This is a genomic window from Streptomyces sp. NPDC054047 (assembly GCF_055585065.1).
Map to the genome: position 1 here is coordinate 566,920 of NZ_JBVJKV010000002.1, position 18,102 is coordinate 585,021.

The 18,102-nt window shown below is 71.6% G+C and carries 14 protein-coding genes; 7 read left to right on the top strand and 7 right to left on the bottom strand.

Features of this window, described 5'->3' with window-relative positions; genetic code table 11:
* Nucleotide 1: 1 nt before the first annotated feature.
* From ccrA to ACZ6ZP_RS09185, 3 genes are all read right to left on the bottom strand, one after another.
* Complete coding sequence (ccrA, locus tag ACZ6ZP_RS09175) at nt 2-1,339, bottom strand: crotonyl-CoA carboxylase/reductase (protein ID WP_469406172.1); 1,338 nt, start codon at nt 1,337-1,339, stop codon at nt 2-4.
* A gap of 447 nt (nt 1,340-1,786) precedes the next feature.
* On the bottom strand, nt 1,787-2,590 hold the full coding sequence (locus tag ACZ6ZP_RS09180; RefSeq protein WP_237330317.1) for a TetR family transcriptional regulator: 804 nt from the start codon (nt 2,588-2,590) through the stop codon (nt 1,787-1,789).
* Between the two features lie 124 nt (nt 2,591-2,714).
* Complete coding sequence (locus ACZ6ZP_RS09185) at nt 2,715-4,496, bottom strand: 3-hydroxyacyl-CoA dehydrogenase family protein (RefSeq protein ID WP_351159091.1); 1,782 nt, start codon at nt 4,494-4,496, stop codon at nt 2,715-2,717.
* A 344-nt stretch (nt 4,497-4,840) separates the two neighbouring features.
* Here ACZ6ZP_RS09185 and ACZ6ZP_RS09190 point away from each other — a divergent pair, with 344 nt between their 5' ends.
* A complete protein-coding gene (locus tag ACZ6ZP_RS09190; RefSeq protein ID WP_361461902.1) occupies nt 4,841-5,410 on the top strand; it encodes an adenylosuccinate lyase in 570 nt (189 codons plus the stop codon).
* Between the two features lie 17 nt (nt 5,411-5,427).
* Here ACZ6ZP_RS09190 and ACZ6ZP_RS09195 read toward each other — a convergent pair whose 3' ends face one another.
* The 3 genes from ACZ6ZP_RS09195 to ACZ6ZP_RS09205 all read right to left on the bottom strand — a co-directional run bounded on the left by ACZ6ZP_RS09195 (nt 5,428) and on the right by ACZ6ZP_RS09205 (nt 8,646).
* Entirely contained in the window at nt 5,428-5,820 is a 393-nt protein-coding gene (locus ACZ6ZP_RS09195; RefSeq protein ID WP_469406173.1) for a RidA family protein, read from the bottom strand.
* A gap of 81 nt (nt 5,821-5,901) precedes the next feature.
* Nucleotides 5,902-7,470, bottom strand: a complete 1,569-nt coding sequence (locus ACZ6ZP_RS09200; RefSeq protein ID WP_469406174.1) for an alpha/beta hydrolase — start codon at nt 7,468-7,470, stop codon at nt 5,902-5,904.
* A 132-nt stretch (nt 7,471-7,602) separates the two neighbouring features.
* Nucleotides 7,603-8,646: an Rv2578c family radical SAM protein gene (locus tag ACZ6ZP_RS09205; RefSeq protein WP_351159099.1), complete on the bottom strand. Its 1,044-nt coding sequence runs from the start codon at nt 8,644-8,646 to the stop codon at nt 7,603-7,605.
* A gap of 167 nt (nt 8,647-8,813) precedes the next feature.
* Here ACZ6ZP_RS09205 and ACZ6ZP_RS09210 point away from each other — a divergent pair, with 167 nt between their 5' ends.
* The 6 genes from ACZ6ZP_RS09210 to ACZ6ZP_RS09235 all read left to right on the top strand — a co-directional run bounded on the left by ACZ6ZP_RS09210 (nt 8,814) and on the right by ACZ6ZP_RS09235 (nt 17,132).
* Complete coding sequence (locus tag ACZ6ZP_RS09210) at nt 8,814-9,257, top strand: SRPBCC family protein (protein ID WP_351159101.1); 444 nt, start codon at nt 8,814-8,816, stop codon at nt 9,255-9,257.
* A gap of 266 nt (nt 9,258-9,523) precedes the next feature.
* A complete protein-coding gene (locus tag ACZ6ZP_RS09215; protein WP_351159103.1) occupies nt 9,524-11,938 on the top strand; it encodes an MFS transporter in 2,415 nt (804 codons plus the stop codon).
* A 148-nt stretch (nt 11,939-12,086) separates the two neighbouring features.
* A complete protein-coding gene (locus tag ACZ6ZP_RS09220; protein ID WP_469406178.1) occupies nt 12,087-14,540 on the top strand; it encodes an ATP-binding SpoIIE family protein phosphatase in 2,454 nt (817 codons plus the stop codon).
* 153 nt (nt 14,541-14,693) lie between these two features.
* On the top strand, nt 14,694-15,425 hold the full coding sequence (locus ACZ6ZP_RS09225; protein ID WP_383817735.1) for a class I SAM-dependent methyltransferase: 732 nt from the start codon (nt 14,694-14,696) through the stop codon (nt 15,423-15,425).
* 56 nt (nt 15,426-15,481) lie between these two features.
* The gene (locus ACZ6ZP_RS09230; protein ID WP_361461884.1) at nt 15,482-15,994 is read left to right on the top strand and encodes a hypothetical protein; all 513 of its coding nucleotides are present in this window, start codon (nt 15,482-15,484) and stop codon (nt 15,992-15,994) included.
* A gap of 94 nt (nt 15,995-16,088) precedes the next feature.
* Nucleotides 16,089-17,132 carry a tellurite resistance/C4-dicarboxylate transporter family protein gene (locus tag ACZ6ZP_RS09235; RefSeq protein WP_469406179.1) on the top strand — a complete coding sequence of 348 codons (1,044 nt, stop codon included), beginning with the start codon at nt 16,089-16,091 and terminating at the stop codon, nt 17,130-17,132.
* Here ACZ6ZP_RS09235 and ACZ6ZP_RS09240 read toward each other — a convergent pair.
* On the bottom strand, nt 17,116-18,057 hold the full coding sequence (locus ACZ6ZP_RS09240) for a LysR family transcriptional regulator (protein ID WP_469406180.1): 942 nt from the start codon (nt 18,055-18,057) through the stop codon (nt 17,116-17,118). The two genes, ACZ6ZP_RS09235 and ACZ6ZP_RS09240, sit on opposite strands and share 17 nt — an antisense overlap.
* Nucleotides 18,058-18,102: the final 45 nt, after the last annotated feature.

Here is an 18,102-nt window from a genome sequence, read left to right on the forward strand (position 1 = left end):
CTCAGACGTTCCGGAAGCGGTTGATCGCGTCGATGTGCTTGGCCCGCGTCTCCGGGTCGCGCACCCCGAGTCCCTCCTGGGGCGCGAGGGCGAGGACGCCGACCTTGCCCTGGTGGAGGTTGCGGTGCACGTCGTAGGCGGCCTGGCCGGTCTCTTCGAGGGAGTAGACGCGGGAGAGGGTGGGGTGGATCTTGCCCTTGGAGATGAGGCGGTTGGCCTCCCAGGCCTCGCGGTAGTTCGCGAAGTGCGAGCCCACGATCTTCTTCAGGGACATCCACAGGTAGCGGTTGTCGTACTCGTGGTTGTAGCCCGAGGTCGAGGCGCAGGTGACGATGGTGCCGCCCTTGCGCGTGACGTACACCGAGGCGCCGAAGGTCTCGCGGCCCGGGTGCTCGAAGACGATGTCCACGTCCTCGCCGCCGGTCAGCTCGCGGATGCGCTTGCCGAAGCGCTTCCACTCCTTGGGGTCCTGGGTGTGCTCGTCCTTCCAGAACTTGTAGCCCTCGGCGTTGCGGTCGATGATCGCGTCGGCGCCCATCGCGCGGCAGATGTCCGCCTTCTGCTCGCTGGAGACGACACAGATGGGGTTGGCGCCGCCGGCCAGGGCGAACTGGGTGGCGTAGGAGCCGAGGCCGCCGCTCGCGCCCCAGATCAGGACGTTGTCGCCCTGCTTCATGCCCGCGCCGTTGCGCGAGACCAGCTGGCGGTAGGCGGTGGAGTTCACCAGGCCGGGGGAAGCGGCCTCCTCCCAGCTCAGGTGGTCCGGCTTGGGCATGAGCTGGTTGGACTTGACCAGGGCGATCTCCGCGAGGCCGCCGAAGTTGGTCTCGAAGCCCCAGATGCGCTGCTCGGGGTCGAGCATCGTGTCGTTGTGGCCGTCCGAGGACTCCAGCTCGACGCTCAGACAGTGCGCGACGACCTCGTCGCCCGGGTTCCAGGCGTTCACGCCGGGGCCGGTGCGCAGCACGACGCCCGCCAGGTCGGAGCCGATGACGTGGTACGGCAGGTCGTGGCGCTTGGTGAGCTCGCTCAGACGGCCGTAGCGCTCCAGGAAGCTGAAGGTGGAGACCGGCTCGAAGATCGAGGTCCACACGGAGTTGTAGTTGACCGAGGAGGCCATGACGGCCACCAGGGCCTCGCCCGGGCCGAGTTCGGGCACCGGCACGTCGTCCAGGTGCAGCGACTTGCGGGGGTCCTTGTCGCGGGTCGCGAGCCCGGCGAACATCTCCGCCTCGTCCTTGTGCACGGTGATCGCGCGGTACGAGTCGGGCAGGGGGAGAGCGGCGAAGTCGGCGGACGTGGAGTCCGGCGACTGGATCGCGTCCAGGATTTCCTTCACGGTGATGCCTCCGGCGGATGGGGTCTCCCCTGCTCGAGCGAAGCCGAGAGCTTGGGGAAGCGGGCCCTCTAAAAAAAGGGGAGCACGCTCTTGAGGGTTACGTCGGGTGCTGCTGGTGCAGGTGGTGGAGGTGTGCCGTCGGTTCGGCGAAGGGTGATGCTCGGCAGCGCTTGGTGTGGCGCGGGAGGTTGCCTGTGACGCAGGCGTCCGGGCGCTCGAGCCGTGGCTTGAGGGGACAGCCGGCGTACGGAAGTTCTCTGCACGCCGGCCGCCCGGACAACATCAACGTATGACACCGCGTGCCAGTCGGCAAGACACTGAGTGCCATCAATTTTTGATGGATGATCGATCAGTGCAGGTCAGAGGGTGTGACGGCATGACGGAGGGGGCGCTACCGGTGGGTAGCGCCCCCTCAAAAGCCCAGGATGAAAGGGCGGAAAACGGAATCTATGACTCCCGCAGCGCCTTCTCGATCGTCCGCATGATCTCGTCAAGCGGTGCGTCCGTCCGGGCCACGGTGACCAGGACGTCGCCCCCGGTGCTCACCGAGGCCGCCGGAGCGGTGGTGGTGTCACGCCCCGCCCCGATGCCCGAACCGAACGTCCTGCGGACGATGGCGAAGGCGTGGTCCAGCTGGGTCTCCACGTCGCCCTGGCCGCCCGCACGCAGCCACCGGCGCAGGACGTGGTTGTGCGCGGTCACCACCGCGGAGGCCGCCACCTCCGCCAGCAGCGGGTCGTCGTTCCCGTCGTGGTGGGCCTGCTCGTCGAAGTGGCCCAGGAGATAGCGCGTGAACAGCCGTTCGTAGCGGGCCACCGAGGCGATCTCCCGCTCGCGCAGCGTGGGGACCTCGCGCGTCAGGCGGTACCGCTCGACGGAGACCGCCGGGGACGCCGCGTACATCTTCATGACTTCCTTGATGCCCCGGCACACCGTGTCCAGCGGGTGCTCGTGCGGCGGCGCCGCGTTCAGGACCGCCTCCGCCCGGATCAGGGTGTCGTCGTGGTCCGGGAAGATCGCCTCTTCCTTGGAGCGGAAGTGCCGGAAGAAGGTCCGGCGGGCGACCCCGGCCTGCGCGGCGATCTCGTCGACCGTCGTCGCCTCGTACCCCTTGGACGCGAAGAGCTCCATCGCCGCGGCCGCCAGCTCCCGGCGCATCTTGAGCCGTTGGGCGGCGGCCCGGCTGCCGGCCGCGCTCTCGGGAGCGTCGGGCGTAGCGGGCGTACGTGAGGACTTGGCGGCCTTGGGCATGACCCGAACGTACTGCATATGCGCAGCCGATCGCTCCTGCGGGACGGGGCCGCCCGAGGGTTCGAGCAGCCCGCCCCAGTCCGTGCGCGGTCTGTCGTCAGGCGCGCCCCCGTCCGATCCCGGCTTACCGTCGGGCATATTCGCGGAAGCCGCGGCCGGTCTTGCGGCCGAGGCAGCCCGCGGCCACCAGGTGTTCGAGCAGGGGTGCGGGGGCCAGGCCCGGGTCGCGGAACTCGCGGTGCAGGACCTTCTCGATGGCGAGCGAGACGTCCAGGCCGACGACGTCCAGGAGCTCGAAGGGCCCCATGGGGTAACCGCCGCCGAGCTTCATCGCGGCGTCGATGTCGTCGAGCGTCGCGTAGTGCTCCTGGACCATCTTGATCGCGTTGTTGAGGTAGGGGAACAGGAGCGCGTTCACGATGAAGCCCGCGCGGTCGCCGCAGTCCACCGGGTGCTTCTTGATGGTCGCGCAGACCTGGCGGACCGTCGCGTGCACGTCGTCGTCCGTGAGGACCGTGCGGACCACCTCGACCAGCTTCATCGCCGGGGCCGGGTTGAAGAAGTGCATGCCGATCACGTCGCCGGGGCGCGAGGTGGCGCGGGCGCAGGCGACGACGGGCAGGGACGAGGTGGTGGTCGCCAGGATCGCGCCCGGCTTGCAGACCTTGTCGAACGCCGCGAACAGCTGCTGCTTGATCTCCAGGTCCTCGGCGACCGCCTCCAGGGCCAGGTCGACGTCGGCGAACGCTTCGTACGTACCGGCCGGAGCGATCCGGTCCAGGGTCTTGGCCGCGGTCTCCGCCGTCATCCGCCCCTTGTCGACGGAGCGCGAAAGCGACTTGGCGATACGGGACTTGGCCTTCTCCGCCTTCTCCTCGCTGCGCGCGGCCAGCACCACGTCGTAGCCCGCCTTGGCGAAGACCTCGGCGATGCCGGACGCCATGGTCCCGGAGCCCGCGACGCCGACCGAGCGGATGGTGCGTCCGCCGCCCTGCCGCCCGCCCTCGGGCGGGGTCAGCGCGTCCCGCACGACGACCGAACTGCCGGGAGCCTCGTACGAGTAGAACCCGCGCCCCGCCTTGCGGCCGGTCAGGCCCGCCTCGCTGAGCTGCTTGAGGATCGGCGCGGGCGCGTGCAGCCGGTCGTGCGACTCGGAGTACATCGCGTCCAGGACCGTGCGGGCCGTGTCGACGCCGATCAGGTCGAGCAGCGCGAGGGGGCCCATCGGCAGGCCGCAGCCGAGCCGCATGGCGGCGTCGATGTCCTCGCGGGAGGCGTACTTCGCCTCGTACATCGCCGCTGCCTGGTTGAGGTAGCCGAAGAGCAGGCCGTCGGCGACGAATCCGGGCCGGTCGCCGACCGCGACGGGCTCCTTGCCCAGGGCGTACGCCAGGTCGGTGACGGAGGCGACGGCCGCCGGCGCGGTCAGCACGGAGGAGACCACCTCGACCAGCTTCATCGCCGGGGCCGGGTTGAAGAAGTGCAGGCCGAGCACCCGCTCGGGGCGCTGCGATTCGGCGGCCAGACGCGTCACGGACAGCGCGTTCGTGCCGGTCGCGATGATCGTCTCGGGGCGCACGACGCCGTCGAGCTCACGGATGAGCTGCTGCTTGATCTCGTACGACTCCGGGGCGACCTCGATCACCAGGTCGGCGTCGGACGCCGCCTGCAGATCGGTGAACGTGCGGATGCGGGCGAGGGCGTCCCGCCGCTCGTCCTCGGTGAGCTGCTCACGGCGCACGGCACGTGCGGTCGACGACTCGATGGCGGTGACGGCCTGGGCGCCCGCGGCCTCGCTGATGTCGATGCCGATGACCTCGCGTCCGGCGCGGGCCAGGACCTCGGCGATGCCGGTGCCCATGGTGCCGAGACCGATCACGGCGACGGTGTTCAAGGGAGTGTCCATGCGTGGACTCCAGGAAGTGAGTGACGACTGAGGGGCGCACGCGGTGCGCGCAACGGCGGCGCGGCGTACGGAGGGTGAGCTGCTGCGTGTCGTGACCGGGCGGCGAAGAGCGCACGCCCGTGAGGAGTCGACCGGCCCTGTCCCGGAGCCGCGTCGTGCTGGGTGGAGCTGAGGTGCTCAAGCACCGAACCGACATGCACCCGCAGTGGCTGCGTCACCAGGCCGCTGCGAGGTTGAGGAACTGCCAGCGAGGAGTGTGCCCCGCTCACATGAGATTAACCGGCGAGTAACGAGCGCGCCAGTCCCCGGGGTTTGTGATCTACATCGCGGATAGGCTCCCCGTCATGGACGTGGAGTTGCGGACGGTGACGGAACGCTTACGCCGTGAGGCGGGAGTCTCGGAGACCTACGAGAGGCTGGTCACGACCGGCGATGTGGAGGAACTCGCGGAGGTGCTCGCCGCGGCGGGCCAGCCCCTGTGGGCGCGGGAGCTGGCGGCGGTCCGGCTCGGCACGGCCGGGGACAACCGGGCCTTCGAGTCCCTGGTGCTGCTCCTGAACCACCGGGACCCCTCGCGGTGTGCCGCCGCCGCGTACGCCCTGGCCAGGCTGGGCGATCCGCGTACGGCACGGGCGGCAGCCGCCCTGGCCACCAATGAGCTGCGGGTCGCCTACGCCCTGCACCCGGTGCGTCTGCTCACCGAGCTGCGGGCGCCCGAGTCGGCGCCCGCCCTGATCACCACGCTGAAGCGCAGGCTCGCCCCGCATGATCCGTACGGCAAGATCGCGCTGGCCTGCGTCGAGGGCCTGGGAGCACTGGGGGACCCGCGGGCCCGGCCCGTCCTGACTCAGGCGTGCGCCTATCCACGCCTCGCGGCAGCGGCGTCGGCGGCCCTCGCACGCCTGCCGGCCTAACTTCGCCGCCCGTCGGGCTACAGGACGGCGTACGCCTCGATCTCCATCAGGAACCGCGGCGAGACGAGACCGGCGACCTGCACGGCGGAAGACGCCGGGAGCCGCTCGGGGTCGATGTGTACGTCCCGCGCGGCCCGTATCGCGGGCATGTGTGCCATGTCCGTGACGAAATAGGTCAGCTTCACGACGTCCTCGAAGCCGCCGCCGGCGGCCAGCAGGCAGCGCCGCAGATTGTCGAAGACCTGCCGCGCCTGGGCCGCCGGATCGTCCTCGCCGACCAGCTCCCCGTCCTCGTCCAGGGGAAGCTGCCCGGAGATCGCGACGAAGCGGCCGGTGCCCATGACCACGTGGGTGTACCCGGTGGCGGGCAGGACGCCGTCGGGGGCGCTGATACGGGTCAGTCGGCTCATGGAGCCATCCTGGACCATGGGTCTGACAACGCCCCCGACGGGCTTGGGTGTTGCTCGGTCACGCGGGAGCCGGTGCGCCGCTCAGCCGCGGTGGCCGAGCAATCCGTGCAGCGCGGTCCCGCGCGCCGCACCGCTCTTGGCGCTCATCGGTGCCGGGTCGGGCAGCGCCTCGCACACCGCGTCGACCTCGCCGCCGCTCCGCGGCACCGTGCCGTTCTCCAGGTACGTCGCCAAGTGCCGGTCCAGGCAGGCGTTTCCGGAGAGGGTGATGCCGTGGTTGCCGCCGCCCTGCTCGACCACCAGGCTCGAACCGCGCAGCTTGCGGTGCAGGGTGAGGCCGCCCTCGTAGGGCGTGGCCGCGTCGTCCGTCGCCTGGAACAGCAGCGTCGGCGGCAGCTGGGAGTTGGAGACGTCGGCCGGCCGGAGCGAGCCCGTGGGCCAGAAGGCGCACGGCGCGTTGTACCAGGCGTTGTTCCAGGTGGAGAACGGCGCCTTCTCGTGCACCCGCCAGTTGGCCTCGCGCCAGGTGCCCCAGTCGCGCGGCCAGGACGCGTCGCGGCACTGGACCGCCGCGTAGACGCTGTAGCCGTTGTCGCCCGCCGCGTCGACGGCGCCGAAGTTCTCGTACGCCTCGACGAGCGGGTCCGCGTCCTTGGCGTTCACGTACGACGCGAACGCCTCGGCCAGGAACGGCCAGTAGCCGTTGAAGTAGCCGCCCGGCAGGTAGGTGTCCTCCAGCTCGGCGGAGCCGACCTTCTCGCCCGCGGGCTTCTTGGCGAGGGCTTTGTGCATCGCGTACCACTTGGCCTCGACCTTCGCCGGGTCCGTGCCCAGCTTGTAGGCCTTGTCGTGTTTGGCGACCCAGGCCATGAACGCCTTGTGGCGGGTGTCGAAGGCGTAGTCCTGGTTGATGTTGCTGGCGTACCAGACGTCCGTCGGGTCGACCATCGAGTCGAGGGCCATGCGGCGCACGCGGTCCGGGTAGAGCTTTCCGTAGACGGCGCCGAGGTAGGTGCCGTACGAGTAGCCGAAGTAGTTGATCCTCTTGGCGCCGAGCGCGCCGCGGATCGCGTCCATGTCCTTGACCGCGCTCACCGTGTCGATGAACGGCAGGAGGTCGGCGTACTTCTCGGCGCAGGCCTTCGCGAAGGCCCGGGCGCGCGTGAGGTTCGCCTTCTCGACGCCGTGCGTGGCGGGCACGCTGGCGGGCCGCACCGGCGAGAAGTGGCCGGGGCGGCAGTCGAGGGCGGGCCTGCTCCTGCCGACGCCGCGCGGGTCGAAGCCGATGACGTCGTACTGCGCCGCCACCTTCTTCGGCAGTGTCCTGGCCACGAACCCGGCGAGCGTCAGGCCGCTGCCGCCGGGGCCGCCTGGGTTCACCAGGAGCGGACCCTGGGACTTCTTCGCGGTGTGCGGGACGCGGGTCAGCGCGAGGGTGATCTGCCGGCCGTGCGGCCGGTCGTGGTCGAGCGGGACCTTGAGCGACGAGCACTGGAGCGTGGGGTAGTCCTTGGTCGCGCACTCCTTCCAGGTGAGCGGGGAAGTGCGCGGGGTGCTCGCGGTGTCGGCGCTCGCGGCGGGCACCGCGGCCGTGACCAACGAGGCCACCACCGCGGCGGCGCCGCACAGGGCGACGGCGCGTTTCTTCATCGGGCCTCCCAGAACGGGGGGTTCGGGGCCGTGGGCGCACGGCCCCCGCGGCATCGTCCCGGAAAGCCCGCCCTGAAGACGCCGCCCTGCCGATGAATGACCTGAAAGGCGCAGAGAAGGGAGCCGATGGGCTCAGAGGAAGGTGAGCTGGGTGCCGCCGGGCGTGACGGGTGCGGTCGCGGGCTCCTCCGGCACGCGGACCCGGCGGGCGGCGCCCGCCCGCGCGGGCCCGATGCCGAACTCCTCGGCCAGCTCGTGCACTTGCCGGGTGATCCGGCGCTGGTACCACTTGGGCGCGTAGGCACCCTCCGCGTACAGCCGCTCGTAGCGCCGCACGAGGTACGGATGGTGCCGCTGGAGCCACGCCATGAACCACTCGCGCGCTCCGGGCCGCAGATGCAGCACCAGCGGCGTCACGGAGGTGGCTCCCGACGCGGCGACGGCCCGCACGGTCGCCCGCAGCTGCTCGGGCCGGTCCCCGATGAACGGGATCACGGGCGCCATGAGCACGCCGCACCCGATGCCGTGCTCGGTCAGCGTCCGTACGACGTCGAGCCGCCGCTCCGGAGCGGGCGTGCCCGGCTCCACCGTGCGCCACAGCTCCTGGTCGACGAAGCCGACGGACACGGAGATGCCGACGTCCGTGACGGCGGCGGCCTGCCGCAGCAGGTCGAGGTCGCGCAGGATCAGCGTGCCCTTGGTGAGGATGGAGAAGGGGTTCGCGTGGTCGCGCAGGGCGGCGATGATCCCGGGCATGAGTCCGTAGCGCCCCTCGGCCCGCTGATAGCAGTCGACGTTCGTGCCCATCGCGATGTGCTCGCCGTGCCAGCGGGGCGACGCGAGCCGGCGGCGCAGCAGATCGGGGGCGTTGACCTTGACCACGATCTGGCTGTCGAAGCCGAGCCCCGTGTCCAGGTCCAGATAGCTGTGGGTCTTGCGCGCGAAGCAGTAGACGCACGCGTGCGTGCAGCCCCGGTACGGATTGACGGTCCACTCGAAGGGCATGCGGGACGCCCCCGGCACCCGGTTCACGATCGTTCTGGCCCGGATCTCGTGAAAGGTGATCCCACGGAACTCAGGGGTGTCGAAGGTCCTCGTGGTGACCGCGTCCGCGCCGAACAGCGCGGCATCCGCGACACCCCGTGACGGCCCGTCGGCGAGGTTCTCCCAGCGCATGACGCCTCCTCGGTAGCACTGACCACAGAATAGAACACATGTTCCCTTGATCGTGCGACCCGGTACCCCGGTGGTGCCGGGGCGACCCCGATTTGAGGGGCCGGTACGCAGGGTGGTTGGCTCTCCGTGAACACCCCGAGTGACAACCGAGTGCTGGAGGAAGTGCCATGGCGCAGGTCGAGGCGACCACGGAGCGGATCATCGCGGCGCAGCCGGAGGACGTCTTCGACGCGCTTGCCGACTACGAAGGCACGCGTTCGAAGATCCTGTCGGAGCACTTCAGCGAGTTCGAGGTGCGTGAGGGCGGCGACGGCGAGGGCACGCTCGTCCACTGGAAGCTGCAGGCCACCAGCAAGCGCATCCGGGACTGCCTCCTGGAGGTGACCGAGCCGACCGACGGGGAGCTCGTCGAGAAGGACCGCAACTCCTCCATGGTCACCACCTGGACCGTGACCCCGGCGGGGGAGGGCAAGGCGCGCGTGGTCGTCTCCACCGTCTGGAACGGCGCGGGCGGCATCGGCGGCTTCTTCGAGAAGACCTTCGCGCCCAAGGGCCTCGGGCGCATCTACGACGAGGTGCTCGGCAAGCTCGCCGCCGAGGTCGAGAAGTAGGCCGAGAAATAGGTCCGGAAGCCGGTCCAGAAGTAGGCCGGGGAGTGGGCCGACGCCTGACCGGTCCTCAACTCCGGTAGCCCATCAGGGTTGTTGTCACGCTCACCGTTTCGAGTGGTTTTCTGTTCGGGGCTGTTGTACGGCGTAGGGCTCCCACCGGCGCATACGTGCGCCGGACCCCACACAGGGGCGACTCGTCGCGCTTGCCCGCAGTTCTCGCGCAATGCGAGAAATGTGCGGCGCAGGCGTGACGAGGGGAGCAGGACGTGGGCGGCACAACGCTGGTGAAGGGCGCCGAGCAGGGGGACGTGGCGGTGGCCTCGGCGCCTCCGGGCGACGGGGCGCCACCGCCACCGCTCGCGGAGCACACATCGGCGACGGACGGGCTCAGCCCCGCACGCGTCCGGATGGTCTTCGTCGGGCTCATGCTCGCGCTGCTGCTCGCCGCCCTTGAGCAGATGATCGTCGCCACCGCGCTCCCGAAGATCGTCGGTGAGCTGCACGGCCTGGACAAGATGTCCTGGGCGATCACCGCCTACCTCCTGACGTCCACGATCGGGCTGCCCATCTACGGCAAGCTCGGGGACCTCTTCGGGCGCAAGGGCGTCTTCCAGTTCGCGATTCTCATCTTCATCATCGGCTCGGCGCTTGCCGGTTGGTCGCGGACGATGGACCAGCTCATCGCCTTCCGCGCCCTCCAGGGCGTCGGCGCGGGCGGCCTCATGATCGGCGTACAGGCGATCATCGCGGACATCGTGCCGCCCCGGGAGCGCGGCCGCTACATGGGCCTCATCGGTGCCGCGTTCGGCCTCGCGTCGGTCGCCGGACCGCTGCTCGGCGGTTTCTTCACCGACCACGCCACCTGGCGCTGGTGCTTCTACTTCAACGTGCCCTTCGGGCTCGTCACCCTCCTCGTCGTCAGCCTCGGCCTGAAGCTGCCCAAGCCCACCGCGAAGGCCCGACTCGACGTGCTCGGCGCGCTGTTGCTCGCCTCGGCCTCCACCTGCCTGGTGCTCCTGACCAGTTGGGGCGGCACCGAGTACGAGTGGGGCTCGCGCGTCATCCTGGGGCTCGCGGCCGGGGCCGTCGCCTCGGTCGTGCTCTTCGTCGTCGCCGAGCGCTTCGCCGCAGAACCGATCATCCCGCTGCGCCTGTTCCGCGACTCGGTCTTCAACGTCACCGGCCTGGTGGGCGTGGTCGTCGGCATCGCCCTCTTCGGAGCGGCCAGTTACCTGCCGACCTTCCTTCAGATGGTCGACGGCGCCAGCGCCACCGAGTCCGGACTGCTCATGCTGCCGATGATGGGCGGCATCGTCGGCGCCTCGATCCTCTCCGGACAGCTCATCAGCCACACCGGTCGCTACAAGGCCTACCCGGTCGTCGGCGGCATCCTCTCCGTCATCGGCATGTGGCTGCTCTCCCGGCTCGAGGCCGACACGCCCCGCCTGCACTACAGCATCTGGATGGCGGTGCTCGGCGCGGGCGTCGGCCTGGTCATGCCCGTGCTCATCCTCGCCGTGCAGAACGCCGTACGCCCCGCCGACCTCGGCACGGCCACCAGCGCCAACAACTACTTCCGGCAGATCGGCGGCAGCGTCGGCGCCGCGATCTTCGGCACGCTCTTCGCCGACCGGCTCGCGGACTCGCTCGCGGACCGCATCCCGGCCGGCGCCGGCCTCCCCGACCCCGAGGCCATCACCCCGCAGCTCGTCCACGCGATGCCCGCCCCGCTGCGCGAGGGCTACATCCAGGCGTACGCCGACGCGATGCCGCGCATCTTCCTCTACCTGGTGCCGGTCCTCGTCCTCGGCCTGCTGATCACCTTCTTCCTCAAGGAGTCACCCCTGTTGTCCAGCGCAGCGTCCCAGGACGCCCCCACGGCCGAGCCCACGCCCCTTCCCCAGGCCCGTACCCCGTACGCCGCCGGGGTGCCCGTCTGCGGCACCGTGCAGCACCCGGACGGCACCGTGGTGCCCCGCGCCGCCCTGACCCTCATCGACGTCGGGGGCCGGCAGATCGGCCGCGGCGCGAGCGGCGACGACGGGCGGTACGCGCTCTCCACGCCCGGCACGGGGTCGTTCGTCCTGATCGCGGCCGCGGGCGGCCACCAGCCGCAGGCGGTCACCGTCACCGTCGGCGAGCGCCCCGTGGAACTCGACGTGGTGCTCGGCGGCGCGGGACGCCTGGCAGGCAGCGTGCTCACCGCGGACGGCACCCCGGTCAGGGACGCCGCGGTGACTCTCACCGACGTACGCGGAGAGGTCGTCGCCACCACCCGCAGCGGACGCGAAGGCGGCTACGTCATCACGGAGCTGGTCGCCGGTGAGTACACCCTGGCCGCCAGCGCACCCGCCTTCCGCCCGGCGGCCCTGCCCGTCAGCGTGCAGGCCTCGCGCGAGACCCGCCAGGACGTCGAGCTCGCGGGCGGCGCCGTCCTGCGCGGCACCGTGCGGGCCAGCGGCGGGCGGCCCGTGGAGGACGCACGCGTGACGCTGCTGGACGCGGCGGGCAACGTCGTGGACACCCTCACGACCGGCCAGGACGGCACCTTCCGGTTCATCGATCTGTCGTCCGGCGAGTACACGGTCATCGCCGCGGGCTACCCGCCGGTGGCCACCGTCCTCCAGGTCGCGGGCGGCGGCCGTACGGAGCGGGATCTCCAGCTGGGGCACGAGGACTAGGCCTGGCGCCCGGGGCGGCCCGAAATACCCGCCGGAGGCGCCCCCGTGCGGCCCAATTCCCCTATTGCGCCGCACGGCAACCTGCGCCGGTCGTACGGTGGTTGGGGCGGTGCAGGCCTTCGCGGTGCCGCCGGAAGGAGCGTTGGCCATGGAATACGGCACCCCGGACGGGCCGGTGGCGCAGCACGCCGTGGCCGGCCGGATCCCGCTCGCCGTGGTCGTCGTGGACGGCGCGGGCCTCGTCTCGCACTGGAGCAGCGGCGCACGCAAGTTGTTCGGGTACTCCAAGGAGGAGGCCGTCGGAACCCCGGCGGCCGACCTGCTCCCGGTGGCCGGCGCGATCCCCGAGGAACGCGCGCACTTCGGGGAGTACGACGGCCTGGGGCCCGACCTGGGCACCTCCCTCGACGGACACATCTCGTACCCCGCCGCCGGGCGCGCGCGGCTCTCCGTACCCGGCGGCGAACAGCACCGCGTGGACGTCCTGTGGTGGGCGTACCCGCTCGTCGGCCCCGGACCCGAGCGGCTGCTCGTGCTCGCCGCGGACGCCGACCGCCTGGCCGACGAGGAGGGGCACGAGCCGGGCCAGGTGGAGCGGATAGCGCCGGGGTTCGCCCTGCACACGGACTTCCCCGGAGCGGACGAGCTGGCGCGCGGGCTGCCCGAGATCCTGCCCAGCATGAGCGTGGGCGAGAGCTCCCGCATCGTGGCGCAGATCCTCGAACTGGGCTATCCCGTCCTGGAGTTCAGCAAGCACGACCGCGTGCCCGTCACCCCGGACTGGGGCGTGCCGCGCCGCGCCGAGCGCAGGGCACGCAGGCTGCGCGCCCAGCGGGCCGCCGCCGAGGGGCTCGCGCCGGAGCACGGCACGCCCGGTGAGACCGGGGACGCCGAGGACGCCGAGGACGCCGAGGACCTCGAGTACGCGGCGGTGCGCGAGCGCCTGGAGTTCCTGAACGAGGTCAGCGGGCGCATCGGCTCCTCGCTCGACCTCTCGCAGACGATCATCGAGGTCAGCCGGGCCGTCGTGCCGCGGTTCACGGACGTCGCGGGCACGTACCTGCGCGAACAGGTCGTCGCGGGTGAGGGCTTCCCCGAGGGCCCGCCGGACGAGACGACGATGTGGCACCGGGTCGCCGTCGAGCACACGGACGAGCCGGGCCGCTGGGACGACGTCGTGCCCGTCGGCGAGTCCATGCCGTTCCCGTCGCACACGCCGTTCTTCCAGTGCATGACCACCGGCGATCCGGTCCTCGTGCCGCGCATCACCGAGGAGATGGGCAACGCGATCGCCTCGCAGTTCGAGAAGCGCGACATCCGCCCGCTCATCAACCACCGCTCGATGCTCGTCGTACCGCTCAAGGCCCGCAACGTGGTGCTCGGATTCATGATCCTGCTGCGCCACCGGGAGCGGCCCGTCTTCAACGACATGGACCGCGTCACCGGCGCCGAACTCGCCGCCCGCGCGGGCCTCGTGCTCGACAACGCCCGCATGTACACCTACCAGGAGAGCGTCGCCGACACCCTCCAGGACAGCATGCTGCCGCACATCGAGCCGCGCATGACCGGCTGCGACATCGCCACCCGCTATCTGCCGGGCACGCTCCTCGGCCGGGTCGGCGGCGACTGGTTCGACTCCGTGAAGCTGCCGGGGTCGCGCACCGCGCTCGTCGTCGGCGACGTCATGGGCCACGGCCTCAACTCGGCCGCGATGATGGGCCAGTTGCGCACCGCCGTGCAGACCATGGCCGCCCTCGACCTGCCGCCCGCCCAGCTCCTGCGCAACCTCGACGACCTGGCCCAGCGGCTCGGCGAGCACTATCTCGCGACCTGCCTGTACGCGGTCTACGACCCCATCGCGAGCGAACTGCGCCTCGCCAACGCGGGCCACATCCCGCCCGTCCTGGTCCGCGCCGACGACGGGCGCAGCGAACTCCTCGACCTGCCGACAGGGGCGCCCATCGGCGTCGGGGGCGTGCCCTTCGAGGCGGTCACCGTGCGCGTGGCGCCCGGCGACCGGCTCCTGATGTGCACCGACGGCCTCGTCGAGGTGCGCGGCGAGGACATCGGCGTCGGACTCGCCACGCTCACCGAGTCCGCGGCCCACCCGGCGGCCTCCATGGACGACGCCTGCGACACCATCATCCGCGCGCTCAACACCAGGGGTGGACGCAAGGACGACGTCGCCCTCCTGATGGCACGCCTGAACGGCGTCGCGGACGAGGACGTCGCGACCTGGCGGCTCGCGCTCGATCCCAGCGAGGTGAGCAGGGCGCGCGACCTGGTGCGTGAACAGCTGCACGCCTGGTCGCGCGACGCCCTGTCCGAGACCGCCGAGCTCCTGGTCAGCGAGCTGGTCACCAACGCCGTACGGCACTCGCGCGGCCGCCGCGTGGAACTGCGCCTGGTGCGCTCCGGTGCCACGCTGATCTGCGAGGTCGAGGACGACGACCACACCCTGCCCACGCTCCTGAGCGCGGGCCCCGGCGACGAGTTCGGGCGCGGACTGCGGATCGTCAGCGTGCTCGCCAAGGAGTGGGGGACCAGCCGTACGGCCTCCGGCAAGACCGTGTGGTTCGAGCTGGTGCCGCCGCGCAGGTGAGACCCGGACACCCCTGGGGCGTGCGCCCGGGGGGGGAACGTGGAGAAGGCGCCGTGAATGATTGCGCCGGTGACTTGTCCGCGCACCCAGGGCGCGGTACACCGATCTCGCCGTCGGCTTCGGCGGTCGTCGTCGCATCCTGGGGAGCTGGGCATGAGCGTCACGAGTCGGTACAAGGAGGCGTGGGAGGGGTTCTGGCGGGAAGCCCCCGAGGAACCAGGGGCCGTCTTCTGGGACGCCGAACCCGTGCTCACCGTCGGCATCCATCTCGCCCTCTTCGAACCGCACCTGGCGGCCGCCGGACTCCCCGTCGTGGACCTGGGCTGCGGCAACGGCACCCAGACCCGCTTCCTCGCCGACCGCTACCCGCGGGTCCTGGGCGCCGACCTGTCCGCGGCCGCACTGCGGCACGCACGGCGCGCCGACCCGGCGGGACAGGTCGAGTTCCGGCAGGTCGACGCCGCGGAGAAGGCCGAGGCCGAGCAACTGCACGCGGAGCTCGGCGACGTGAACGTCTATATGCGCGGGGTGCTCCACCAGTGCGACCCCGCCGACCGTCAGCCGCTCGTCGACGGCATCGCCGCGCTGCTCGGCGAGCGCGGCAGAGCCTTCGTCGTCGAGCTCGCCGAAGCCGCGGGGAGGGTCCTGAGAGGCCTCGCCCAGAGCCCCGAGGGCCCGCCGCCGAAGCTGGCGCCGGTGTTCGCGCACGGCATCGCGCCGGGCGAGGTCGCGGACGCCGCGGTGCCGGCGTACGTCAGGGCGGCGGGCCTCACGGTCCTCGCTCGGGGTGAACTGCCGCTGACCACCACGGAGTTCACGCCGGACGGCACGCGGATCGAGCTGCCGTCGAAGTGGCTGGTGGTGGGGCGGACGGGTCCGGCGTGACCGGCGTGATCGGCAAGCGTTTGCAGGTTCGCGTCAACCGTCCATAGGTTGACCCGATGGGTCTCTTCGACAAACTGACCGGCACCAGGCACCCCGACAGCGGTGTCGCACCGCGCACCGCCGATGAGGTCCGGGCCGCGCTGCTCGCCGTCAACGGGCCGGACGTGCCCTACCGCGTGCGCAACGGCACCCCGGCGGAGAGCGCCGACCTGGTGGCGGAGTGGCGGATCATGGAGCCGGCCTGGCACACGTTCTTCGTCCGGAGCCAGCTGGACAGGACCCTCAAGACCCGGATGCGCCTGGTGCCGGACAGCCACGAAGTGCGCACCGTGGACGAGCAGTTGGAGGTCACGTGGGTCGGTGACACGCCCAGGATCGCCGTGTCGGGCGAGTACGCGCGCGGTCAGGTGACCATGAAGACCCGGACCTGGACGTACGAGCGAGGGGCCGACGGCAAGCGGCACCGGACAGAGACGTTCCGCTTCGACCCCGCGGACATGAAGGACCCGCTGCGGGACGCGGTCCTGGGCGCCGGGTGGGTGTGGCGGGGAGTGGTCTTCAAGCTGTGAGCGGGCGCGGGGGCGCTCCGGCCACCGACATGCCGCGGGCGCCGGGCCGTGTCAGGATCACGGGCAGGGGCTCGTACGCCGATGGAGTCGCGCCATGCCGAGTGATGCGGCCAGCCCCCGCAGCCCCCGCAGCCCCGAAAGACCCCGCAGCCCCCGCTGGACGGACTGGGCCGACGGTCTGCCGCCCGCCACGGGAGCCGTGGTCATGGCCACCGCCGTCCTCTCCGTCGGACTGCACCTGCTCGGCGTGGAGTGGGCGTCGCTGGCACTGCTCGTCGTCGCCCTGGTCGTCTGGCTGTTCCTCGCCGCCGTCTTCGCCCGGCACCTGCTGACCGAACGGGACCGCTGGCGCCACGAGATCGACACCCCGCCCGCCCTGACCGCCGTCGCCGCGACGGCGGTCCTCGGCACCCGCCTCTCGCTCCTCGGCCACCAGCCCGTGTCGGTGGCGCTGCTCTGTCTCAGCGTGCTGCTCTGGCCGTTGCTGATGTCCCACGTCATCCGCCACTGGCAGAGCAGGCTGCCGGGCGCCGCCTACCTGGTGTGCGTGGCCACGCAGGCGATCGTCGTCCTCGCCGCCACCGTGGCCACCGCCGACCGGCTGACGTGGCTGATGTGGCCCGCCCTGGTCCTCTTCGTCATCGGCCTCGTCCTGTACGCCGTGGTGCTGCGCCGCTTCGACTTCCGCCAACTCGTCACCGGCCGGGGCGACCACTGGATCATCGCCGGTGCCATGGCCATCTCCGCCCTCGCCGGATCGAAGCTGGTCGCCGCCTCGGCGCCGCACGGTCCGCTGCACTGGGCCACCTCGGCACACGACACCCTGCGCGTCGCCACCCTGGTGGCCCTGGGCCTCGCCTTCGCCTGGTACGCGGTGCTCGTCGTCTGCGAACTGATGCGGCCCCGCCCGCACTACGACGTACGCCGCTGGGCCACCGTCTTCCCCCTCGGCATGACCGCCGTCGCCGCGCTCTCCACCTCCACGGCCGCGGCCGTCCCGTGGCTCTGGATCTGCGGGAAGGTGCTGCTGTGGCCCGCACTCGCCGTCTGGACCGTGGTCGCGGTCGGCGCGCTGCGTGCGGCGGCGCGCGAACGCTCCGGGTCCCCGGCCCCCGCCGGGCTCAGCCCGCCGCCCTGACGGCCTGCGGCACCACGCTGCGGGGATCTCCCTGCGCCACGTCACGGGCCGCATCGCGGGCGGTGCGCGCGAAGGCCGCGACCGCGCCCGTGCCGTGGCCGGCCCGCCACACCAGGCCGTAACCGACCGGCTCGGCGTCGGCGAAGGGGACGTACGCGACACCGGGACGGGTGAAGTAGGTCCCGGTGTGCGCGGGGGCGATGAACGCACCCCTGCCGCCCGCCACCAGCATCAGCGCTTCCTGCATGTTGGTCACGCCAGGACCGCGGCCGATCGCCCTGCCGGACGGGGTGCGCGAGGGGACGTGGTGCTCCAGCACGTAGTCCGGCACCTCTCCGTCGATCGTCAGGAGCGGCACGTCGGCCAGGTCCTCCAGCGACACCGAGTCCCGCGCGGCCAGCGGATGCGCCGAGGCGATCGCCAGGACGCGCTCCTCCGCGAGCAGCGCGGGACCGCCGCCCAGGTCCTCCTCGCGCACCGGGAACTCGGTGAGCTGCACGTCGAACTCGCCCTTGCGCAGCTGCCCGTACGGATCGCCCAGCGGCACCTCGCAGATCTCCACCGCGAGCCCCGGGTGGCTCACCCGCAGTGCCTCCGTCGCCCGCATCACGATCTCCCCGGCCAGCGGATTGGCGAAGCCGACGTGCAGCACGCTGTCGATGCCGCGCGCGGTGGCCGCGGCCCGCTCGACGGCGGCGTCGATCGCCCGGTGGTGCGGTTCCAGGTCGGCGCGGAGCTGGCGGCCGAGCGCGGTGAGGGCGACGCGGCGGCTCGTGCGGATGAACAGCGGTGCGCCGACCCGGCGTTCGGTGCGCTGGATCAGCTGGCTCACCCGGGCGCGGGACAGGCGCATGCGCTCGGCCGTCCGGCCGAAGTGCAGCTCTTCGGCCAGGAGCAGGAAGCACTCCAGTTCATCGCGTTCCATCGACGTCCCCCCAGGCAGCTCGGATCGGTAAGCCTGGTTGAACGA

Coding starts and splice junctions, on each gene's coding strand:
- ACZ6ZP_RS09180 (WP_237330317.1), bottom strand. CDS start 2,590: ATGCCCAAGGCCGCCAAGTCCTCACGTACGCCCGCTACGCCCGACGCT.
- ACZ6ZP_RS09185 (WP_351159091.1), bottom strand. CDS start 4,496: ATGGACACTCCCTTGAACACCGTCGCCGTGATCGGTCTCGGCACCATG.
- ACZ6ZP_RS09190 (WP_361461902.1), top strand. CDS start 4,841: ATGGACGTGGAGTTGCGGACGGTGACGGAACGCTTACGCCGTGAGGCG.
- ACZ6ZP_RS09195 (WP_469406173.1), bottom strand. CDS start 5,820: ATGAGCCGACTGACCCGTATCAGCGCCCCCGACGGCGTCCTGCCCGCC.
- ACZ6ZP_RS09200 (WP_469406174.1), bottom strand. CDS start 7,470: ATGAAGAAACGCGCCGTCGCCCTGTGCGGCGCCGCCGCGGTGGTGGCC.
- ACZ6ZP_RS09205 (WP_351159099.1), bottom strand. CDS start 8,646: ATGCGCTGGGAGAACCTCGCCGACGGGCCGTCACGGGGTGTCGCGGAT.
- ACZ6ZP_RS09210 (WP_351159101.1), top strand. CDS start 8,814: ATGGCGCAGGTCGAGGCGACCACGGAGCGGATCATCGCGGCGCAGCCG.
- ACZ6ZP_RS09220 (WP_469406178.1), top strand. CDS start 12,087: ATGGAATACGGCACCCCGGACGGGCCGGTGGCGCAGCACGCCGTGGCC.
- ACZ6ZP_RS09225 (WP_383817735.1), top strand. CDS start 14,694: ATGAGCGTCACGAGTCGGTACAAGGAGGCGTGGGAGGGGTTCTGGCGG.
- ACZ6ZP_RS09230 (WP_361461884.1), top strand. CDS start 15,482: ATGGGTCTCTTCGACAAACTGACCGGCACCAGGCACCCCGACAGCGGT.
- ACZ6ZP_RS09235 (WP_469406179.1), top strand. CDS start 16,089: ATGCCGAGTGATGCGGCCAGCCCCCGCAGCCCCCGCAGCCCCGAAAGA.
- ACZ6ZP_RS09240 (WP_469406180.1), bottom strand. CDS start 18,057: ATGGAACGCGATGAACTGGAGTGCTTCCTGCTCCTGGCCGAAGAGCTG.